Source organism: Capnocytophaga genosp. AHN8471 (genome assembly GCF_016806945.1).
In the GTDB taxonomy this organism is placed as follows: Bacteria; Bacteroidota; Bacteroidia; order Flavobacteriales; family Flavobacteriaceae; genus Capnocytophaga; species Capnocytophaga periodontitidis.
This window is the reverse complement of record NZ_JAESPJ010000033.1, coordinates 17818-39216: the sequence shown is the minus strand read 5'-3', so window position 1 is coordinate 39216 and position 21399 is coordinate 17818. Positions and strand designations below refer to the sequence as shown.

The 21399-nt window shown below is 39.0% G+C and carries 22 protein-coding genes; 13 read left to right on the top strand and 9 right to left on the bottom strand.

Annotated elements, in window-relative coordinates:
- Positions 1-3 precede the first annotated feature (3 nt).
- From JMN12_RS13985 to JMN12_RS13965, 5 genes are all read left to right on the top strand, one after another.
- The gene (locus tag JMN12_RS13985) at positions 4-459 is read left to right on the top strand and encodes an SH3 domain-containing protein (protein WP_203139849.1); all 456 of its coding nucleotides are present in this window, start codon (positions 4-6) and stop codon (positions 457-459) included.
- Between the two features lie 9 nt (positions 460-468).
- Positions 469-1254 carry a tetratricopeptide repeat protein gene (locus JMN12_RS13980; RefSeq protein WP_203139847.1) on the top strand — a complete coding sequence of 262 codons (786 nt, stop codon included), beginning with the start codon at positions 469-471 and terminating at the stop codon, positions 1252-1254.
- Between the two features lie 2 nt (positions 1255-1256).
- Positions 1257-1832, top strand: coding sequence for a tetratricopeptide repeat protein (locus JMN12_RS13975; protein ID WP_203139845.1), 576 nt, complete (start codon positions 1257-1259; stop codon positions 1830-1832).
- 65 nt (positions 1833-1897) lie between these two features.
- Positions 1898-2236 (top strand): tetratricopeptide repeat protein, encoded by a 339-nt coding sequence (locus JMN12_RS13970; RefSeq protein WP_203139844.1) that lies wholly within the window; start codon positions 1898-1900, stop codon positions 2234-2236.
- Between the two features lie 6 nt (positions 2237-2242).
- Entirely contained in the window at positions 2243-2899 is a 657-nt protein-coding gene (locus tag JMN12_RS13965; RefSeq protein WP_203139842.1) for a DUF6808 domain-containing protein, read from the top strand.
- A 119-nt stretch (positions 2900-3018) separates the two neighbouring features.
- On the opposite strand, the gene rpoB is transcribed toward JMN12_RS13965, so the two are convergent.
- The 9 genes from rpoB to JMN12_RS13920 all read right to left on the bottom strand — a co-directional run bounded on the left by rpoB (position 3019) and on the right by JMN12_RS13920 (position 11901).
- Positions 3019-6828 (bottom strand): DNA-directed RNA polymerase subunit beta, encoded by a 3810-nt coding sequence (rpoB, locus tag JMN12_RS13960; protein WP_203081550.1) that lies wholly within the window; start codon positions 6826-6828, stop codon positions 3019-3021.
- A 66-nt stretch (positions 6829-6894) separates the two neighbouring features.
- Complete coding sequence (locus tag JMN12_RS13955) at positions 6895-7356, bottom strand: hypothetical protein (RefSeq protein WP_009413932.1); 462 nt, start codon at positions 7354-7356, stop codon at positions 6895-6897.
- A gap of 141 nt (positions 7357-7497) precedes the next feature.
- Positions 7498-7878, bottom strand: coding sequence for a 50S ribosomal protein L7/L12 (rplL, locus tag JMN12_RS13950; protein WP_002680017.1), 381 nt, complete (start codon positions 7876-7878; stop codon positions 7498-7500).
- A 53-nt stretch (positions 7879-7931) separates the two neighbouring features.
- A complete protein-coding gene (gene rplJ, locus JMN12_RS13945) occupies positions 7932-8447 on the bottom strand; it encodes a 50S ribosomal protein L10 (protein WP_203081549.1) in 516 nt (171 codons plus the stop codon).
- A gap of 22 nt (positions 8448-8469) precedes the next feature.
- Positions 8470-9159, bottom strand: a complete 690-nt coding sequence (gene rplA, locus JMN12_RS13940; protein WP_088593741.1) for a 50S ribosomal protein L1 — start codon at positions 9157-9159, stop codon at positions 8470-8472.
- Positions 9160-9171: 12 nt separating this feature from the next.
- Complete coding sequence (gene rplK / locus JMN12_RS13935; protein WP_002679988.1) at positions 9172-9609, bottom strand: 50S ribosomal protein L11; 438 nt, start codon at positions 9607-9609, stop codon at positions 9172-9174.
- Positions 9610-9657: 48 nt separating this feature from the next.
- On the bottom strand, positions 9658-10209 hold the full coding sequence (nusG, locus tag JMN12_RS13930; protein ID WP_002679816.1) for a transcription termination/antitermination protein NusG: 552 nt from the start codon (positions 10207-10209) through the stop codon (positions 9658-9660).
- A gap of 11 nt (positions 10210-10220) precedes the next feature.
- Positions 10221-10406: a preprotein translocase subunit SecE gene (gene secE / locus JMN12_RS13925; protein ID WP_088593740.1), complete on the bottom strand. Its 186-nt coding sequence runs from the start codon at positions 10404-10406 to the stop codon at positions 10221-10223.
- 106 nt (positions 10407-10512) lie between these two features.
- Entirely contained in the window at positions 10513-11901 is a 1389-nt protein-coding gene (locus JMN12_RS13920; protein WP_203139839.1) for a leucine-rich repeat domain-containing protein, read from the bottom strand.
- 306 nt (positions 11902-12207) lie between these two features.
- On the opposite strand from JMN12_RS13920, the gene JMN12_RS13915 reads away from it, so the two are divergent.
- The 8 genes from JMN12_RS13915 to JMN12_RS13880 all read left to right on the top strand — a co-directional run bounded on the left by JMN12_RS13915 (position 12208) and on the right by JMN12_RS13880 (position 21369).
- Entirely contained in the window at positions 12208-14325 is a 2118-nt protein-coding gene (locus tag JMN12_RS13915; protein WP_203139837.1) for a peptidylprolyl isomerase, read from the top strand.
- A 492-nt stretch (positions 14326-14817) separates the two neighbouring features.
- A complete protein-coding gene (locus tag JMN12_RS13910; protein ID WP_203139835.1) occupies positions 14818-15180 on the top strand; it encodes a hypothetical protein in 363 nt (120 codons plus the stop codon).
- Positions 15173-16825, top strand: coding sequence for an McrB family protein (locus tag JMN12_RS13905; RefSeq protein WP_203139833.1), 1653 nt, complete (start codon positions 15173-15175; stop codon positions 16823-16825). Before JMN12_RS13910 ends, JMN12_RS13905 begins: the two co-directional genes overlap by 8 nt.
- Complete coding sequence (locus JMN12_RS13900) at positions 16791-18158, top strand: McrC family protein (protein WP_238423926.1); 1368 nt, start codon at positions 16791-16793, stop codon at positions 18156-18158. Before JMN12_RS13905 ends, JMN12_RS13900 begins: the two co-directional genes overlap by 35 nt.
- Before the next feature lie 683 nt (positions 18159-18841).
- Positions 18842-19096: a hypothetical protein gene (locus JMN12_RS13895; RefSeq protein ID WP_203082396.1), complete on the top strand. Its 255-nt coding sequence runs from the start codon at positions 18842-18844 to the stop codon at positions 19094-19096.
- Positions 19086-19466 carry a toxin gene (locus JMN12_RS13890; protein ID WP_203082395.1) on the top strand — a complete coding sequence of 127 codons (381 nt, stop codon included), beginning with the start codon at positions 19086-19088 and terminating at the stop codon, positions 19464-19466. The genes JMN12_RS13895 and JMN12_RS13890 overlap by 11 nt, the downstream gene beginning before the upstream one ends.
- Positions 19463-20206 carry a porin family protein gene (locus tag JMN12_RS13885; protein ID WP_198466593.1) on the top strand — a complete coding sequence of 248 codons (744 nt, stop codon included), beginning with the start codon at positions 19463-19465 and terminating at the stop codon, positions 20204-20206. Before JMN12_RS13890 ends, JMN12_RS13885 begins: the two co-directional genes overlap by 4 nt.
- The gene (locus JMN12_RS13880; RefSeq protein ID WP_203139831.1) at positions 20206-21369 is read left to right on the top strand and encodes a VWA domain-containing protein; all 1164 of its coding nucleotides are present in this window, start codon (positions 20206-20208) and stop codon (positions 21367-21369) included. The genes JMN12_RS13885 and JMN12_RS13880 overlap by 1 nt, the downstream gene beginning before the upstream one ends.
- Positions 21370-21399: the final 30 nt, after the last annotated feature.

Here is a 21399-nt window from a genome sequence, read left to right as displayed (position 1 = left end):
AATATGTGTAGAAAAATTATTTTATTACTATCCTTACAACTTTTTTTCGTAATTTTTTTGATAAGTTGTACAGAGGTAAATGCAAAACACTCAGAAGCAAATGAAGTAGATGAAGCTTGCTGTGGAGGAAGGTGTATAGGCTCTGCTTATTGTAGAGCTTGTAGAAATTGTAATAGTTGCAATTATTGTAATAGTGGAGGAAGCTGTGGAGTATGTGCAGGTATTAAAAAGAAAACTTACTATAACAGCTACTACAGCAATGAAATCTCTACAGCTCTTTATATTAAAAAGGTAATAAATCTCAGAGAATATCCTTCTCTACAAGCTCCTATTATTATCCAAATTCCAAAGGAAACACAAATTTATATAAAGAAAAAAGAAAGAAGCTGGTATTATATATCATGCTACATTTTAGGTGATTATTATGAAGGTTATATACATCAAACCGTTATTAAATAAGTTTTGAAAATGAAAAAAGTATTCTTGTTTTTATGTATATCATTTGGCTCTATAGGATATGCACAAGAGTTAAATATTAGAAAAGCAATAACTCTCGCTAATCAAGGAATTTCCGAAGCACAAAGCTTTTTAGGAAGTTGTTATGAGAATGGAGAAAATGTAGAACAATCTTTTGAAAAAGCAGTTTATTGGTACACAAAAGCAGCTAATCAAGGAGATACCAATGCACAATTAGCTTTAGGAAATTGTTACTTAGAAGGTAAAGGTGTTGAACAATCTAATTCAGAAGCTGTTAAATGGTATACAGTCGCAGCTAAAAAAGGTAATGATTTAGCTCAATTTATATTAGGAAATTGCTACACTAATGGGACAGCAAGCATACAGTCTTTTTACAATGCTTTTTATTGGTTTGAGAAGGCTGCTCAACAAGGTTTAGCAAAAGCACAACACAATTTAGCTACATTATATTTCTATGGCAAAGGAACAGAGCAATCAGATTTTATGGCTGCTTATTGGTTTGAAAAAGCTGCTTTGCAAGAAGATGAAGATTCTCAAATTATATTAGCTATGCTATATTCTTCTGGAAGAGGGGTTGAAGTATCTTATTCAAAAGCCTTTTATTGGGCTTCAAAAGCTGCCTATCATGGAAACAAAAAAGCTCAGACAATGGTCGGCTTAGCTTATTATGAGGGCAAAGGAGTTGAAAGATCTAAATCTCAAGCTTTGTATTGGCTTAGAAAAGCTTGTGATAACTTTGAAGATAAAGCTTGTGAAATTCTAAATAAAATATTATAACAATGAAAAAAGTATTCTTATTTTTATGTATATCGCTCTTTTCTATTGGATATACACAAAACATCAAAAACCTTACAGCAAAAGCTAAATCTGGAAATGTTAAAGCTCAAACAGAATTAGGAGATTATTATTGGAATCAAAAGAATCCAAAAGCCGCATACTGGTATGAAAAAGCTGCAAATCAAGGATATGCAGAGGCACAATACAAGATGGCTCTATGTTATCAATGGGGATTAGGAGTTGACAAATCTGATTCTAAATCATTTTATTGGACTAAAAAAGCTGCTGAACAAGGATTAGCTAGAGCTCAAAGTAGTTTAGGTTCTCATTATAATCAAGGTAGTGGAGTTGAACAATCCTATTCTGAAGCAATCTATTGGTATGAAAAGGCTGCTGAACAAGGAGATAATTTTGCTTGTTGGGCTTTAGGAAATGCTTATCGATGGGGACGGGGAGTAGAACGTTCAGAAGAACAAGCTTTATATTGGTTTAGAAAAGCTTGTGATAACTTTTTTGATGAAGCTTGTAATGACATAAATAGTATTAAGAGAGGAGACTATAAAATAAAAATGAAATAACATCTCTTTGCCAAAGAAAATATTTATTAGATTCTTTGGCAAAGTTTTTCCTCATAACACACACAATGGAAAACACACCAACAGAAATAGAACTTTTAGAAAAAGCTGCTGAACAAGGAGATGCTATGGCTCAACTTGATATAGCTTTCTGTTATAATAATGGAAAAGGAGTAGAACAATGTTACTCTAAAGCTGCCTACTGGTATGAAAAAGCGGCTGAACAAGGTCTACCCCGAGCTCAATTTAATTTAGCTCTCTGTTATCGAAAAGGAGAAGGTGTTGAACAATCTCTCTCTAAAGCGGCCTATTGGTATGAAAAAGCCGCTGAGCAAGGAGATACCAAAGCCCAACATAATTTAAGACTTTTAAATGAAAACATAAAAAAACAAAATCTTACAAACTAACATACAATGAAGAAAAAATTACTAACTTTTGGCATTACAAGCTGTGCCATTCTTTTGTTGGGCATCCAATACAAGCAACAACAAAATGACAAACAGCAACTTATTAGCTCATTAAACGATTCCTTGTCTTATTACAAAGACAAGTATAACGTTTTGCATTCTAAAACTAACTCTAATAAAACTTGTATCTCACAAACCGAACTAAATAGCAAAAATGCTAAAATACAAGAGTTACAAAAACTTTTAGAGAAATATAAAAGCCCTCAGCCAACTCAAAAAACAGAAATTAAAGAAATTATTAAAACAGATACTATAGTTGTAAATGACACTTTGTTACCTGTGTATCGATCAGATTTTATGTTATATGGTGGTACAAATAAATTACAAGTTTATGGTTCTATAAAGATGCAGAAAGATTCTACAGCATTAGAATTACACACAATAGATAGGTTTAATGTAGTTACTCACAAAGAAAAAAATAATTTAATTTTATATATTTCTAATGAAAATCCATATTCTGTTATAGAATATGAAAAAAAAGTAGTAAAACTACCAAAACAAAAGAAATTTGGTTTAGGAGTAAACGCTGGTTATGGATTATCTAAAAACGGCTTAAGTCCTTATATAGGATTAGGAGTAAACTACAATATAATAGAGTTCTAAATCACCATCCCTTTTCCCTAACTCCTATAAAAACAAAAATTCCAAACTACTGAATATTCAATAGTTTGGAATTTTATTATAATTTCAACAATTAATTATTAACCATTAATAATTAATCATTACTCTTCAAGTCTAATATCCAATCCAAGACCTTTAAGCTCGTGCATCAATACGTTGAAAGATTCTGGCAAGCCTGGTTCTGGCATTGTCTCACCTTTTACAATCGCTTCGTAAGTTTTAGCACGACCTACCACGTCATCGGATTTTACTGTTAAGATTTCGCGTAAGGTACTAGATGCTCCATAAGCCTCTAAAGCCCATACCTCCATCTCTCCAAAACGCTGACCACCAAATTGGGCTTTACCTCCCAATGGCTGTTGTGTGATGAGTGAGTACGGACCGATAGAACGCGCGTGCATCTTATCGTCAATCATATGTCCGAGTTTGATCATATAAATCACACCTACAGTGGCTTTTTGGTCAAAACGTTCACCAGTACCACCATCGTATAGGTAAGTATGACCGAAACGCGGTACGCCTGCTTCATCGGTAAGCTCATTGATTTGCTCTAACGATGCCCCGTCGAAGATAGGAGTTGCAAACTTCTTACCGAGTTTTTGTCCTGCCCAACCCAATACAGTTTCATATATCTGACCGATGTTCATACGTGAAGGTACCCCAAGTGGGTTCAACACGATGTCTACCGGAGTTCCGTCTTCAAGGAATGGCATATCCTCATCGCGAACGATACGTGCTACGATACCCTTGTTACCGTGGCGACCTGCCATCTTATCCCCTACTTTTAACTTACGTTTCTTAGCCACATAAATCTTAGCTAATTTAAGGATACCTGCAGGTAATTCGTCACCCACAGCGATGGTAAATTTATCACGGCGCAACATACCTTGTAAGTCGTTTTCGCGAATGCGGTAGTTGTGCAAGAGGTCATCTATAAGTCCGTTGATATGTTTATCATTAGTCCATCCTGCAGAAGTAAGATGAGCATAATCTTCAATACCTTCGAGTACTTTTTTGGTATATTTTTTACCTTTAGGTACAATTTCTTCTCCAAGGTCGTTTACTACCCCTTCTGAAGTTTTTTCAGCTACTAAACTAAATAATTTTTCTAATAATTTAGTACGAAGTGCTTCAAATTTAGCATTGTAGTCGGCTTCTAATTGCGCTACATCTTCTTTATCTTTACTGCGTTTGCGTTTATCTTTTACTGCACGAGAGAACAATTTCTTGTCGATTACTACCCCGTAAAGTGATGGAGAGGCTTTTAGAGATGCGTCTTTCACATCACCTGCTTTATCACCAAAGATAGCGCGGAGGAGTTTTTCTTCTGGAGTAGGGTCAGATTCACCTTTTGGAGTAATCTTACCTATAAGAATATCACCAGGGCGTACTTCAGCACCAATGCGAATCATACCGTTTTCATCCAAATCCTTAGTAGCATCTTCTGATACGTTAGGAATATCATTGGTAAGTTCTTCAGCACCTAACTTAGTATCACGCACTTCAAGTGCATACTCATCAATATGGATAGAGGTGAAAATATCGTCGCGTACAGCACGTTCTGAGATTACAATCGCATCCTCGAAGTTATACCCTTTCCAAGGCATAAACGCTACTTTCATATTGCGACCAAGTGCTAACTCTCCGTTTTCAGTAGCATAACCTTCACAAAGCACTTGTCCTTTTTTCACACGTTCGCCTTTTTCTACAATTGGCTTAAGGTTGATACAAGTACCTTGGTTAGTTTTTTGGAATTTGATAAGGTTGTATACTGTTTCATCAGGGTCGAAGCTCACGAGTTTTTCTTCGTCAGTACGATCGTAAGTAATGATGATTTTTTCAGCATCCACGTAATCTACTACCCCATCGCGTTCAGCATTCATAAGCACACGAGCATCCGATGCTATACGGCGTTCCAAACCTGTACCTACAATAGGAGCTTCTGGTTTCAACAAAGGCACTGCTTGGCGCATCATATTCGAGCCCATCAACGCACGGTTCGCGTCGTCGTGTTCCAAGAACGGAATAAGAGAAGCTGAAATAGAAGCGATTTGGTTAGGCGCCACGTCTATATATTGTACTTCGTTAGGTTCGATTACAGGGAAGTCACCATCTTCTTTTACAACCACTTTTTCCTCAATGATATTAGCTTTATCGTCTAATGCAATATTTGCCATACCAATTTTGAGTCCTTCTTCGTCTTCGGCAGTGAGGTAGGTCATATCTTTAAGATCTACCTTCCCATTAGTAACTTTGTGATAAGGCGTTTCTATAAAGCCCATACCGTTTACTTTAGAAAATACCGCTAATGATGAAATCAAACCGATGTTTGGTCCCTCAGGGGTTTCAATTGGGCACAAGCGTCCATAGTGAGTATAGTGTACGTCACGTACCTCAAAACCTGCACGTTCACGTGATAAACCTCCAGGTCCTAAAGCTGATAAACGGCGTTTGTGAGTAATCTCGGCTAATGGGTTCGTTTGATCCATAAACTGAGATAATTGGTTTGTACCAAAGAACGAGTTGATTACAGATGAAAGAGTCTTAGCGTTAATCAAATCGATAGGTGTAAATACCTCGTTATCACGTACGTTCATACGTTCGCGGATAGTGCGTGACATACGAGAAAGACCTACACCAAACTGAGCTGCCAACTGCTCTCCTACCGTGCGCACACGGCGGTTAGACAAGTGGTCGATATCATCTACCTCTGCTTTAGAGTTGATAAGCTCAATTAAATATTTTACAATGGTGATGATATCCTCTTTGGTAAGCACTTGTTTTTCCATAGGAGTATCCAAGCCCAATTTCTTGTTGATACGGTAACGCCCTACATCTCCCAAATTATAACGTTGATCTGAGAAGAACAACTTGTCGATAATACCACGAGCAGTTTCTTCATCGGGTGGTTCGGCGTTACGCAATTGTCGGTAAATGTGTTCTACCGCTTCTTTTTCAGAGTTGGTAGGGTCTTTTTGTAAAGTATTGTGGATAATGGTATAGTCTGTAGCCTGACTATCTTCTTTGTGAAGAAGAATAGTTTTTACATCAGCATCTAAGATTTCTTGAATGTTATCCTCATCGAGTACAGTATCGCGGTCGAGGATAATCTCATTACGCTCAATAGATACGACCTCTCCGGTATCTTCATCTACGAAGTCCTCGTGCCAAGTGTTAAGTACACGAGCAGCCAAACGACGACCGATGTATTTTTTAAGCCCTGTTTTAGAAACTTTGATTTCTTCGGCAAGGTCGAATATTTCTAATATATCTTTATCGCGTTCAAAACCAATCGCACGGAAAAGTGTAGTTACGGGCAATTTCTTTTTACGGTCGATATAAGCGTACATCACATTGTTGATGTCGGTAGCAAACTCAATCCACGAACCTTTGAAAGGAATGATACGTGCAGAATAGAGTTTAGTACCATTAGCGTGAAATGACTGACCGAAGAATACCCCAGGAGAACGGTGCAATTGAGAAACTACCACGCGCTCAGCACCGTTGATAACGAAAGTTCCGCTGGAAGTCATATAAGGCACAGTTCCCAAGTACACATCTTGTACGATAGTTTCAAAATCTTCGTGCTCAGGGTCGGTGCAATAGAGCTTCAATCGGGCTTTCAGAGGCACACTATAGGTAAGACCACGCTCAATACACTCTTGTATAGAGTAGCGAGGAGGGTCTACGAAATAGTCGAGAAACTCCAATACGAATTGGTTACGAGTATCGGATATAGGGAAGTTTTCCTTAAAGGTATGGTACAATCCCTCGTGAACTCGGTCTTCCGACTTGGTTTCCATCTGAAAGAACTCTTGAAACGATTTGATTTGAATATCCAAAAAGTCAGGATATTCAGGAACGTGTTTCACAGAAGCAAAATTGACTCTTGCGGTTTGATTCGTAAGCATTTTCTTTACTTTAATATTATTATTTAGTGTGTTAGTAGTAAGTTGTTCTTTATTTATCTTTAGTCATTAGCTACCACAGTAGATAGGCAATATAGCTATTCCATTTTCTCCTCTTTCTATCTCTGTACCTTCATAAAATACGTGGTCTCCTAATTCTTTATTTGCCTGTTGGTTATGTACTTTCATTAAGAGTTCATACCCCAAAAAGCTCTTGCCATTATCAGGAAGCAAAGTTGCTGCTAATTCTACCTGATAACCATACTCATCATCATCTGGTTCTTCTTCAAAGATATCATCATCTTCCATCAGTTCCTCGTTAGGCAGTATGTGTTCTGGATCTACCCAAGCCATATATTGCATTTCAATCTTAGGTTCATCAACTACAAGCTCGTCCAATCGCCATTCTTTTTCATTTTCACAGCTAAGATTATACTCTTCGATATCCTTTTTAAACTCTTCTACAGTGTTGTAATATTTCTTAGAGAAACTCCAATAGATGTTATTTAAACGTTCAAGATGTTTGCTCATTTTGTTTTTATGTTTATATTTGGCAAGAATATCTATTCTCTACCATAATATCGTTGTTGTATTGTTGCCTTAAATTACAAAATGGTTTAGGCCTTTTTGCCATTGAAAAAGACCTAAACCTTATAGGGTTTATAAGTAAAATTATTTCAATTCTACTTCAGCACCAGCTTCTTCTAAAGATTTTTTAAGCCCTTCAGCTTCTTCTTTAGAAACACCTTCTTTTACTTTTGAAGGAGCGCCGTCTACTACTTCTTTAGCTTCTTTAAGTCCAAGACCAGTCAAGTCTTTTACTAATTTAACAACCGCTAATTTGTTAGCACCTGCTGATTTCAAGAATACATCAAATTCTGTTTTTTCAGCGGCTGCTTCACCAGCACCACCTGCAGCTGGACCTGCTGCTACTGCTACTGCTGCTGCAGCTGGCTCGATACCATACTCTTCTTTCAAGATTTGAGCAAGCTCGTTTACTTCTTTAACGGTTAAGTTTACTAATTGTTCTGCGAAATTTTTTAAATCTGCCATTTTTTCTATCGTTTTTGTTTAATTGTTTAAAAATAAATTCTGTGTGTTCTGTTTTACTTTTCAGATAAAGTTTTGATGATACCAGCCAATTTGCCGCCACCTGATTTGAGAGCTGAAACAACGTTTTGGGCAGGTGATTGGAGCAAGCCAATGATTTCACCAATAACTTCATTCTTAGATTTAAGAGCTGCTAAGGCATCTAATTGATTGTCGCCAATAAATACAGCCGCATCTACATAAGCTCCCTTTAGAATAGGTTTTTCTGATTTTTTGCGGAATTCTTTGATGAGTTTTGCAGGTACATTTCCTACTTCAGCATACATCAATGAAGTGTTTCCTTTAAGGATATTTGGCAATTCACCAAATTCTTTTTCTGAAGCTTCCATTGCTTTAGCAAGCAAGGTATTTTTCACAACTGCTAATTTGATATTCGCTTTGAAACAAGCACGACGTAAAGCCGTTGTATCTTGAGCGTTCAAACCAGTTAAATCTGTTACATAAATAACATTATTATCAGCTAACTGTGCAGTTAAATTATCTATTACTAATGATTTTTCTTCTCTTGTCATAATTTCGGTTTTTAACTACAAATTAAACTGTTTTAGGATCTACAGCTACACTTGGGCTCATAGTAGATGAAAGATAAATTGATTTCATATACGTACCTTTAGCAGCGGTAGGTTTCATTTTTATTAATGTTTGAATCAACTCGTTGGCGTTGTCTACAATCTTATCAGCAGTAAATGATACTTTACCGATAGAAGCGTGTACGATACCAGTTTTATCTACACGGAAATCGATTTTACCAGATTTCACTTCTTGTACAGCTTTACCTATTTCCATAGTAACAGTACCAGTTTTAGGGTTTGGCATCAAGCCACGAGGACCAAGCACACGCCCTAAAGGACCTAATTTACCCATTACAGCAGGCATCGTAACGATTACGTCTACATCAGTCCAGCCGTCTTTGATTTTTTGTAGATACTCATCAAGCCCTACATAGTCGGCGCCAGCTGCTTTAGCTTCAGCTTCTTTCTCTGGAGTTACTAAGGCAAGTACACGAACGTCTTTACCAGTCCCGTGAGGAAGTGTAACTACACCGCGTACCATTTGGTTTGCTTTACGTGGGTCTACGCCTAAACGCACTGCAATATCTACAGAAGCATCAAATTTAGTGTAAGTGATTTCTTTCAATAATGCTGAAGCCTCTTTGAGTGAATAGAGCTTATTTCTATCAACTTTAGCAAGAGCTTCTTTGTGTTTCTTTGTTAATTTTGCCATATTGCTTTGCGATTAAAAAGGTTTTTCTCCTGTTACTGATATACCCATTGAACGTGCCGTACCAGCAACCATACTCATTGCAGACTCGATTGTAAATGCATTCAAATCAGGCATTTTGTCTTCTGCAATTGCTTTCACTTGTTCCCAAGTGATACTTGCTACTTTCTTACGGTTTGGCTCTCCGGAACCTCCTTTAACCTTAGCGGCTTCCAACAGCTGAACAGCAGCAGGTGCAGTTTTGATAACAAAGTCGAAAGACTTGTCTTTGTAAACGGTGATAACTACAGGAATTACTTTTCCTTGTTTGTCCTGTGTTCGAGCATTAAACTGCTTGCAGAACTCCATAATATTAACACCGGCAGCACCTAATGCGGGTCCAATTGGTGGCGAAGGATTCGCTTGACCTCCCCGAGCTTGTAGTTTAACTACTTTACTAATTTCTTTTGCCATTGTTTATAATTAATAATTTATTTAAATACCTCTTTTACGAGGACTTTGTTACAATTTTTCTACTTGGGTGTAGCTGAGTTCTAAAGGTGTTTTACGCCCAAAGATTTTTACCATCACTTCAAGTTTGCGTTTCTCTTCATTCACACGTTCTATAGTACCATTAAAACCATTGAAAGGACCATCAATAAGTTTTACCATCTCACCTACTTCAAACGGAATAGCTACTGTTTCTACTGTTTCAGCTAATTCATCTACTTGACCAAGCATACGGTTTACATCAGCTTTGCGCAATGGCAGCGGGTCACCTCCTTTGGTTTCACTCAAGAAACCTACTACCCCTGGGATAGACTTAATGATATGCACCACCTCACCTGCTAAGTGAACTTTCACCATTACATAGCCAGGCATATGCACTCTATCCTTGGTGATTTTCTTGCCATTACGCACTTGAACCACCTTTTCAGTAGGCACTAACACTTCCTCTACATAGTCAGCATACCCCAATCGTGAGGTCTCGTTCTCTATGTAGTTCTTTATTTTGTTCTCCTGACCGGTAACGGTTTTAATTACATACCATTTTTTTTCTATTAATCCAGACATTCTTGCTGTTTTTATTTCATAAATTCAAAATACTTACCTATGAGGTATTCAAATGAAGAATCCATTCCCCAAATTACTAAAGAAAATAGAATAGAAAATACCACTACTACCAACATTTCCTTCTGTGCATCTGAAATATTAGGCCACGTAACATGGTTTGTTAGCTCTTCATAAGACTCTTTAACGTATTGAATCATAACTTATTAGTATTATTAATGAATAATATTACGCCCTATTATGTGCGCTTTTGGGTGGCAAAAGTACGGTGATTTTTTTAATCTACCAAACTTTTTAGAATATTTTTTATTCCAAAATACAATCTTTCCATACTTCAGCTTGTTTATAGAGCTCTAATGAACGATATGGCACTACCACTTTCCCCTTATATCCAAAACTGCGATTCACTACTGGCGGAGTGAGTGCACGGCAATGCAATTCAGCAAGACCACTATTTTCAAAGGCTGCCAAATCTATCTTTTCTACTGTATTAGGCAATTTTAACTCTTTTAAGTTTGCACACCCATAAAATGATTGCACCCCTATAGAAGTAGTAAATTTAGACAAGTTTACTTCAGTAAGATTGGCGCAATTATAAAAAACCTTAGCAGCAACATCTACCACTGCACGAGGCAACTCTATTGTTTGCAAGCTAACACATTCAGCAAAAGCAAACACACCTATATATTTAACATTTTCAGGTAAATCAATATACTGTAAATTCTTACACCCATAGAAAGCTCCATAGAAAATATCAGTAAGAGCCAAAGGCATTTGCACAGCAATCAACGAACTACAATTCCTGAACGCCTGCATATTGATTTTCTCCACCGTATCCGGAATTACCACCGAACTCAAACTCGTACAATCTAAAAAAGTATCGTTTAATATATGTCGCAAACCATAAGGCAATTTCAGCGTTGCCAAAGCACTACAACTATGAAAAGCACTTGCTCCAATAAAAAACACACTATCAGGAATACTTATCCCCTTAAGCGATTTACAATACTCAAAAGCATCGTCGCCTATACTCTCTAATCCTTCAGGCAACACCAATTCAGGAAGAGACTCACAATACGCAAAAGCACTGCTCTTAATATGCCTTAAACTCGGCGGCAAAGTCACCTGCACAAGCGCCTTACACTGGTAAAACAACTGCGACGGAATCACACTAAGAGCGCTACCTAAAAAACTCACCTGCTTGAGCCCCGAACAATCCATAAAAGCACTGCTGCCAATAAGACTCATAGACTCGGGTATTTCAATGCGTTCCAGAGCAAAACAACCTCTAAAAGCCTCCTCCCCTATCGTCGCTACCGTATTAGGTAAGTTAATATCCTTCAGCTTAACGCAAAAAGCAAACGCTTGTACCCCAATAGCCGTCACCGAGTTAGGCAGCATCTCCACTTTAGTAAGATGATTACACCCCGCAAAAGCGCGATCCCCAATAGTGGTTACCCCACCCGAGACGCTAATCCGTTGCAAGCGCGTACAACCTTTAAATGCTTCATTTGCAATTGCTTTCACCGTATGAGGCAACGCTATATAGCCATCTGAAGGTATCTTAGCATCTTCACACTTGAGTAAAACCCCTTCCTTGATGAAAAGCGCTTCAACACCTTGCTGAGCCAACACAAGTCGTACGCCGAAAAACAATACTATAAACAAGTATTTATAAAGAGTCGTAGTCTTCATATCTTTATATATCAAAGGGCAAAAGTACAAAATAATTGCCAAATAGCAAAAAAAGCACCTCATTCGAACACACAACGAACACGTAACGAAGACACAACGAACCCCTCCCTACTTACAAAAAACTACATCAAAAAAACATAAAATCACCCCTACCCCACTCAACAACAATTTCTTACCTTTTACCTCTTACCTCTTATCTTATAAAAAAATCTTAAAAATATTTTTGCATTTCCACAAAAAGTATTACTTTTGCCGTTTGATTAATAACACCAAACAATTTTATACTTTTATAAACGAATATAAACAATGGCAGTACTCGAAAAGATTAGAAGTAAAACCGTATTCCTTATCGCGATTATAGGGCTCGCCCTCTTCGCTTTCATCATCTCCGATTTCATCGGTAAAGGGCGCTTTAGCAACCACATGCCTAACGAAATAGGTACCGTAAACGGCGAAGATGTCTCTATCGACGCCTTCCGCGCTCAAGTCGAAAACGCTACTCGTCAAGCTAACGGACAAGTAAGCAGCATCGAAGCCGCTAAATACGTGTGGGAACAAAAAGTCCAAGAAATCCTCCTCAACCAACAAATCGAAAAACTCGGCCTTAGTGTCGAAAAAGACCAAATCTTGGCTATCCTCGCTAAAACCCCTCTAGCGCAAAACCCTCAATTCGTGAATGAACTCGGCGTGTTCGACCCCCATAAATTCACTTCCTACTTAGCGACCCTCAAAAGCACCAACCCCGAAGCCTATGCTCAGTGGAAAATGCAAGAAGACGCTATCGTAGAGGGCGCTAAACAACAAATGTACTTCAGCCTCATCCGCGCTGGACTCGGCGTTACCAATACCGAAGCCGAAATGGAATACCACCAAGAAAAAGACCTCGCCGATATCAACTATGTTGCCCTCCAATACAGCAGCATCGACGATAAAAATATTACCGTTACCGATGGCGAGATTCAAGATTACATCAAAAAACACGAAAAACAATTCAAACAAGAAGCTTACCGCAACATCCAATACATCGTCGCTGCCGAAAAACCTTCAGCTAAAGATATGGAAGCTGAAAAACAAAGCTTGCTCAAACTCTTACAACCCGAAGTCGTGTACAACAGCAAAACCAATAGCAACGACACCCTCCCTGGATTTGCTAAAACTAAGAATATCAAAGAGTTCGTCGATCGCAACTCTAACGTACCTTACGATAGCACTTTCGTAAATAAAGACAATATCCGCTCTGCTTACGCCGATACTCTTTACGCTCTTCCCGTAGGTAAAGTATTCGGTCCTTACGAAGAAGACGGCAACATCAAACTCAGCCGTATGGTTGCCAAAGAGCCCGCCGGAGCCGTGAAAGCAAGCCACATCCTCATCGCCTACCAAGGAAGCCAAGCCGCTACTCCTAATACCACTCGTACTAAGGAAGAAGCTAAGGCTAAAGCCGAAGAACTCTTGGCAAAAGCCAAAACAGCAGGAACTGATTTCGCCGAACTCGCTCGCGAAAACTCTGAAGAACCTGGTGCTGCCTATAGCGGTGGAGACCTCGGATTCTTTGGAAAAGGCGCAATGGTAAAACCTTTTGAAGAATTTGCTTTCGCTAATCCCGTTGGCAACATAGGGCTTGTTGAAACCGACTTTGGGTTCCACGTTGTAAAAGTTACAGACAAAGCCGAAGCCGTAAACATCGCCACTATCAGCCGTGCAGTAGAACCTTCTGAAGCCACTGTAAGCGAGATTTTCTCTAAAGTTTCTAACTTTGAAATGAAAGCTTCTCAAAATCCAAAAGAATTTGCAAGCATCGCCAAAAAATCCGACCTTTCAGTACTCCGCGCCGATAACCTCCATAAAAACGACGACCAAATCATCGGTTTAGGTAGCAACCGCGCCATCGTACAATGGTTGTTCAATAAGGACACCAAAGTAGGTGACATCAAGCGATTCAACGCCGGAAGCAACAACATCGTCGCTCAATTAGTAAAACAAGGTGAAGAAGGACTTAGCTCTGTACAAGATGCCGCTCCTATCGTAAAACCTATCCTCATCCGCGAAAAGAAAGCCGCTATTTTAAAAGAAAAAGCCAAAGGCAACAGCCTCCAAGCCATCGCTTCAGCTAACAAAACTGAAGTAAAAAGCGCTACAGGTCTCGTGATGAAAAACCCAACTATTATAGGTGAAGGTCGCGAACCCAAAGTCGTAGGAGCCGCCTTCGGACTCAAACAAGGTCAAATCTCTAAACCCATCGATGGTGAAAACGCCGTATATGTAATCCAACTCACCTCAGCGACTATAGCCCCTGCAATCACCGATTACAGAACCCAAGCTGAAACCGTTGAAAATCTCCGTACCGAGCGTGCTGCACAAAGCATCCTCAAATCGTTGGAAAACAGCGCCACCATCAAAGAAAACCTAAGTTCATTCTATTAATAAAATAACGTCAGTTCAATATAACAGAATATTGATTTACAACTTTGTATCACAATATACTCATAAAATAATTCACCGTCAGGTGAAAATTCGTGTTTCACATACCCAGCTGCGCCAACTCGCTGGCTTTGTGGGAGTTTAAAATATTTTAATGACTATCAAAAAATTACTTATATCGAACTTACGTTAAAAATAGAAATCAGAAAATAAAAAATAGGAGTTAAAGAATCCCAACATTCTTTAACTCCTTTTATTTTGCCAATTAACATTTTATCCCTATCTTTGCCCTAAATAACCATTCACTTACTATCGCTACACTTTGTCAAAGTCCTTAATCGCCCGTGCGGCTCGCACCGTCATTCACCCCTCACTAAAACAAATAGCAATCACTTTTGCGGCTTGTCCCCCTTCGGGGGTTCGGGGGCCATCCCACCGCTCCCATTCCTTGCCCGTGCGGCTCGCACCTCCTACCATCATCGTAATTCCCCTGTTATGATTGAAAAAGACTATCTCAAACGCCAAATCGACCGTTTCTTTGAGGAACTCACTGCCCTACTAAACCCCAAGGCAGCCAAAGAAGAAGAACGCAAACAATTAGAGCTGCTGACTGAAAAATACACTCAGCACCATCTCACGTACTTCTTCAACACCCCCACCGAAACCCTCCTTTCAGAATACGAAAACGATGCCGAGGCGTTAGAAATCATCTCCGAATTGCTCCTCCAATCCAGTAACGAGCCCGCAATCCTACAGAAAACCGTCCACATCATCAAATATGTAGATGCCATCAGCAAAGACTTTTCGTTTAGAAGAAAAAACAACTTAGAAAAAATTAAACAACTCAAATATGAATAACGATTACAAAAATTTCAAGCAATTATTAGAGTATTTTGTAGCGCACTTAGAGTATTGCGTTACAAATAACAAACACAATAGAGGCTATGATAAATACATCAAACCTTTTGAAGAAAGTGGTAGCTTTAAAAAGAGTGGGCAAGGCTATAACGGAAACTTGATACAAAATCAGATAAAAAACTGGGAAAATTATACTAATGGGAAAATTGCTATAAGTACATACCCTCCTTCTTATACAGGCGCAGGAAACTATTTACATTGGGAAGGAACAGGATTAAATATTATAGCCCGTTGGAATGAATCTGCAGACAAAATAATTACTCTTGCTATAGAAAAATACCAGAGAAAAGCTGATGAAAAAGGAAGTTGGGAAGACTTAAAGATAAGTGAACCTATTGAAGATATAGGACTCTTTGATGACAAAGAACCTAATGAAAAACTTCAACATTTTTTTGATAAATATTACAGTCTATATATCAAGCTAAAGCCAGAAACAACTGAAAAAGCTAATAAATATGAGATATACGTTCAAAAACTGAAAAGCTCTAAAAACATCATTCTTACAGGTGCCCCTGGTACTGGTAAAACTTTTTTAGCTAAAGAAATAGCTAAACAAATGATAGGGGAAGACGATGAAGCCTTAGCAAAAAACCCTCAGTTTGGCTTTGTACAATTTCACCCTTCTTATGACTATACCGATTTTGTAGAAGGCCTCCGCCCTACTAATAACGACAATGGAAATGTTGGCTTTGAATTAAAAGACGGCATTTTCAAAAAATTCTGCCAACAAGCTAATAAAAAGAAAGATAACTTTGATGTGTTGTATAACAACTTTATAGACGATTTATTACAAAATCCTATAACACTTTCTACACCAACCCAAAAAAAGCCTTTTACCTTAGAAGCTAATAGTAAAAACTCTTGTGTGGCTATTCCTCAAACAGAAGTTGGTACACGTCTATCAATCACCAAAGAAATGATAGCAGCCTATCTTTACAATGGTGTGATAAGAGATTGGAAACCTTATTTAGTATCGGTAGCAGAGTATTTCAAAAATACTTATAATTTCAAACCCGAAAAAATAGGAAATGATAAAAACTACGTTTTTGTAATCGACGAAATCAACAGAGGTGAAATCTCTAAAATTTTTGGAGAGCTCTTTTTTAGTATCGACCCTACTTACAGAGGTGTAAAAGGAGCCGTCAAAACTCAATATGCAAATATGCAAGGTGATGATGTGTTTTTCTACGTGCCCGAAAACGTCTATATCATCGGCTGTATGAATGATATCGACCGAAGTGTCGAAAGTTTTGATTTTGCTATGCGCCGCCGCTTCACTTGGATAGAAGTTACTGCCGAAGAAAGCGCTATAAATATGGGACTGACTGAACCAATAACAAAAGCTATGAAAAAACTCAATGAGGCTATCGAAAATATAGCAGGCTTCAGCAGTGCCTACCATATAGGGGGTGCTTATTTTCTTGATACTGATGGCAATTGTATTCAAGATGAAGAATTAGAAAATGTATGGGACTATCGCATAGAACCTTTACTAAAGGAATATTTACGTGGTATGCCTAATGGAAAAAACGAGTTAGAAAAATTAAAAAATGCTTTCTTTGGTAATGAGGATAACGGACAATAATTATAAAGGAAAAGAGCTTAATTCTCAGTATATAGCGCACCTAACCCCTATTGCCAATCATAGTATAACACACTTACTGAGTGAAAATCCTAATTTGTTAGTTTTCCCTCAGTCTTTGGAAAAATATCTCAACAAACCTATTTTCAAGATTGAAGGAGACAAGTTGTATACTAACAACATAATGGGATTTGTAGGGCGTAACACAAGTAAGATTACTATCACTTCCCGTTTTGCAAAAGATGATAAGAATGATTTCTTTTTGCACTATATGTTGCAAAAAGTATTAGCTACTAACATCTTTAATTTTGAACAGAGCCCTAACAACGAAGAAACTATTTGGGATTTTTGGCTCTACTTATTTCCTTTTTGCTTAAAAAAAGCTTATGCACAAGGGCTTTATAAAGCTTACCAACGCAAGCAATATAATGATACAAATGTAAAAGGAACTATAGATGTAAAACGTCATCTACTTAAAAACCTACCTTTTGCAGGCAAAATAGCTTATACAACCAAAGAACATAGCTACGATAATCCTCTATCGCAACTCATCCGCCATACTATTGAGTACCTAAAAACACATCCTATAGGCAATACCTTGCTGAATACAGATGCCGAAATGCGAACTATGGTTAGCCAATTTGTTTTTCACACTCAAAACACCTATAACAAAAATGCTCGGCGTAAAGTGATAATGGCAAATGCCAAGCCCTTTGTACATCCTTATTTTACAGAGTATGCTCCTCTGCAAAAAATATGTTTGAACATCCTAAACCACGAAAAACTGACATTCGGCGAAGAAAAAGATAAAATACACGGACTCCTTTTTGACGGCGCTTGGCTGTGGGAAGAATACCTAAACACTTTTTTAAACGAAGGTTTTGAACATCCTGAAAATCTCACAGGTAAAGGAAAAAAATACCTTTTTAAAAATAGCAAACAACCTATCTACCCCGATTTTATCAGCAGAAGTGGCTCTCCAAAACTTGTAGGAGATGCTAAATATATACCTTTAGATAGACACAAATTTTACGAGGACGATTCAGAAAAAGCGACGAGCATCTACTACAAAACGATTACGTATATGTACCGTTTTGAAACAAATAGAGGTTTTCTACTTTATCCTTGTAGCAAAATAGATAGCGACGAACCTTTTTTTTCTGAAGAACTCTATATAGACGGGAATGCCGAAAATAGAATTTTAGAAAAAATAGGATTGCATATTCCTCAAGAAACTGAGAGCTTCCAAGAATTCACAATGAGAATAGGTAATAATGAACAAGCCCTAAAAGAACACCTTTCCAAAAATCATTACCTCAACCCCAGTCCCTTATAACAAAACATTAACTCCCAACAACATATCACAATATACTCACAAAACAAACCACCGTCAGGTGAAAATTCGTGAGATAATCTAATACCAACTACTCTATACAATCCCCTTTTCGTGTCAATTCGTGTTCACATACCCAGCTGCGCCAACTCGCTGGCTTTGTGGGAGTCTCTCCATTATTCTCATCCCTCCCATCCCCCGCCCGTACGGCTCACACCTCCCACCCCTCCCAGTACTCCCACCCCTCCCATTATTCCCACCGCTCCCACTAATCGCCCGTGCGGCTCGCATCGTCTCTCGTCTCTCGTCATTCGTAATTTGTCTCTCGTCATTCTCTGCCCCCTCCGAGACCTTCAGAGCACCTCCTAGATACTCCCTCCTAGTCTTTCCTCATTTATTCTCACTAAAACAAATAGCAATCACTTTTGCGGCTTGTCCCCCTTCGGGGTTGTCGGCAATTGCCGAGTAAGTGAGTCGGGGGCCATCCCACCTCTCCCACTATCCCCACCCTCGTCTCTCGTCATTCGTCATTCGTAATTTGTCTCTCGTCATTCTCTGCCCGTGCGGCTCGCACCGTCATTCGTCTCTCGTCATTCGTCTCTCGTCATTCTTCCCTCATATTTCGTCATTCGTATTTCGTAATTCGTAATTATTTCTTATCTTTGCCTCAAAATAACAAGAACACTATGGAATACATAATAAATATTAGGGCACAAGGTTCAAAATTGAATGCTTTTTTAAACTTCATAGAAAGTCTCGATTTCGTCGAAATTTTTGAAGTAAAAAAACAAAATACAGAAACTATTACATCAGAGAAAGCTGTGATCAAAGAGCAAAAGGCCTTTAAGAAAAAACTTTTTGATGCAATGCAAGAGGCTGAAGATGTACGTGCTGGAAAAAAAGAAGCCATCCCTTTTGAAAGTTTTATCAATGGACTATAATTTTTATGTACTAAAAAGTTTTGAAAAAGAAGCTAAAGCTTTATTAAAAAAATATAAAAGTCTATCCAAAGACTTGCTGAAACTCCAAACAGAAATAGAAACAAACCCCCTCTTAGGCGTGAATTTAGGAGGTGGATACAAAAAGTTACGTTTGAATATTTCTTCTAAAAACAAAGGAAAAAGTGGGGGAGCAAGAGTTATCACTCACGAAATAATTATCAGTATTAAAGAAGAAAATGATACAAAATCTGTACTTTTTGTCTCTATTTATGATAAATCTGATTTTGAAAGTATTGATATAACTCTTTTAGAAAATTATGTCAATGAATTTCGAGAAAACGAAGTTAATAAACCCAAAGAAAAAAAATGAATAAACTAAATATCATCCTATTACTCCTTACCCTTCACTTCTCCCTCTTCACTTATGCTCAAGAAAATAGTGACGACGGCTTGATTGGCTCTACACAAAGCTCAACTGCCAACCCCTCAACGGTCGATACTCATTATCTCGAAGACCAATTCTATGTCGGTCTCACCTACGATTATCTCGCCGGCAAAGCCAGCAGTGTCGTGCAGCACAACCTCTCCCACGGCATCCACTTAGGCTTCATCCGCGACCTTCCCATCAACCAAAAACGAAATCTCGGCTTTGGCATCGGATTAGGTTATGCTTACGATGTGGTGTATAACAATATGGTAGCCAACAAAACCGCAACAGGTGTCAGTTACGAAATAGTCGAACATTTCCGCGATTTGAACATCAGCAAAAACTATTTCAAAACCCACGCCATCGAAATGCCTTTAGAATTCCGATTCCGTACCTCCACCCCCACATCTCACAAATTCTGGAGAGTATACGCAGGAATGCGCATCGCCTATCTCTTAGGCGGCAGAAGCCTGTACACCGCCAACGATATCGACACCTCCTTCCAAAACCCCGACATCGTTAGAAAATTCCAACTAAAAACCTTTGCCGCTTTTGGTTATAATGCTCTGAATTTCTTCGTGCAGTACAACCTCTCACCTTTGCTAAAGGACGCAAAAACCACCGATGGCACAAGCCTCAGTTCTAATGTATTACAAATAGGTCTCATCTTTTATATACTCTAATGGACAAAAATATCACACGCTGGCGACTCATCTTGGGTCAAGATGCAAATGCTTTGGGTGAAGTATCACTCAACGAACAGCAATCACTGATGGACGCTACCCTTGCCGCCCTCTACGACGATACCGACGGCAATGGCAACGGCGGCGGCAAACGCTCGGCAGGTTTGGGCAACTCCGCCCCTAACTTAGCCAAGTGGCTCACCGATGTACGTTCCTTCTTCCCCCCCGATGTAGTGAGCGTCATTCAAACCGATGCTATCGAACGCAAAGGTCTCACCAAACTACTCTTTGAACCCGAAACCCTCAAAAACGTAAAGCCCGACATCTCTATGGTCGGCACTCTAATGGCACTCAAAGACCAGATTCCCGCCAAATCCAAAGATACCGCCCGCGAGTTAGTCAAAGAAGTCGTCAATGAGATAATGAAACGTATGGAGCAAGACCTGCGCCGTGCCGTTACGGGCGCTCTCAACAAAAAAGCACATACCCCCATCGCCAATTTCTCATCAACCGATTGGAAACGAACCATCCAGCGCAACCTCAAAAACTACGACACCGCCACCAAGCGTATCATCCCCGAAAAATTCTATTTCTTTGAGCGCACTCAAAAACAGAAAAACTGGACGGTAATCCTCGACATCGACCAAAGTGGGTCTATGTGCGATTCCATTATCTACTCATCGGTAATGGGCTCCATCTTTGCAAGTATGCCCGCCCTCGATACTCACGTAGTAGTGTTCGACACCGAAATAACCGACCTCACCGAAGCCTGCCGTCAAGACCCCGTCGATATGCTCTTTGGCGTGCAATTGGGTGGAGGAACCGACATTAATAAGTCTGTAGCCTATTGCCAAACACTCATTGAGAACCCCCGCAAAACGATGTTCATCCTCATATCCGACCTCTATGAAGGTGGAGTGCGCTCCGGACTACTACGTCGTCTAAACGAGATGCATCAGGACGGCGTAAAAGTATTGGTACTCTTAGCTCTTTCCGATAGTGGTCGTCCCGATTACGACGAAAAACTCGGCAAGGAAATCAGCAAACTCGGCATCGCTTGTTTCGCCTGCACCCCCGATCGCCTCCCCGAGCTCGTCGAAAACGCCCTCAAAGGCAACGACCTCAAAAAATTTGAAAGTAAAAACAATGAAACTATAAACTAATTTGCTAATTTGCTAATTCCCCAATTTGCT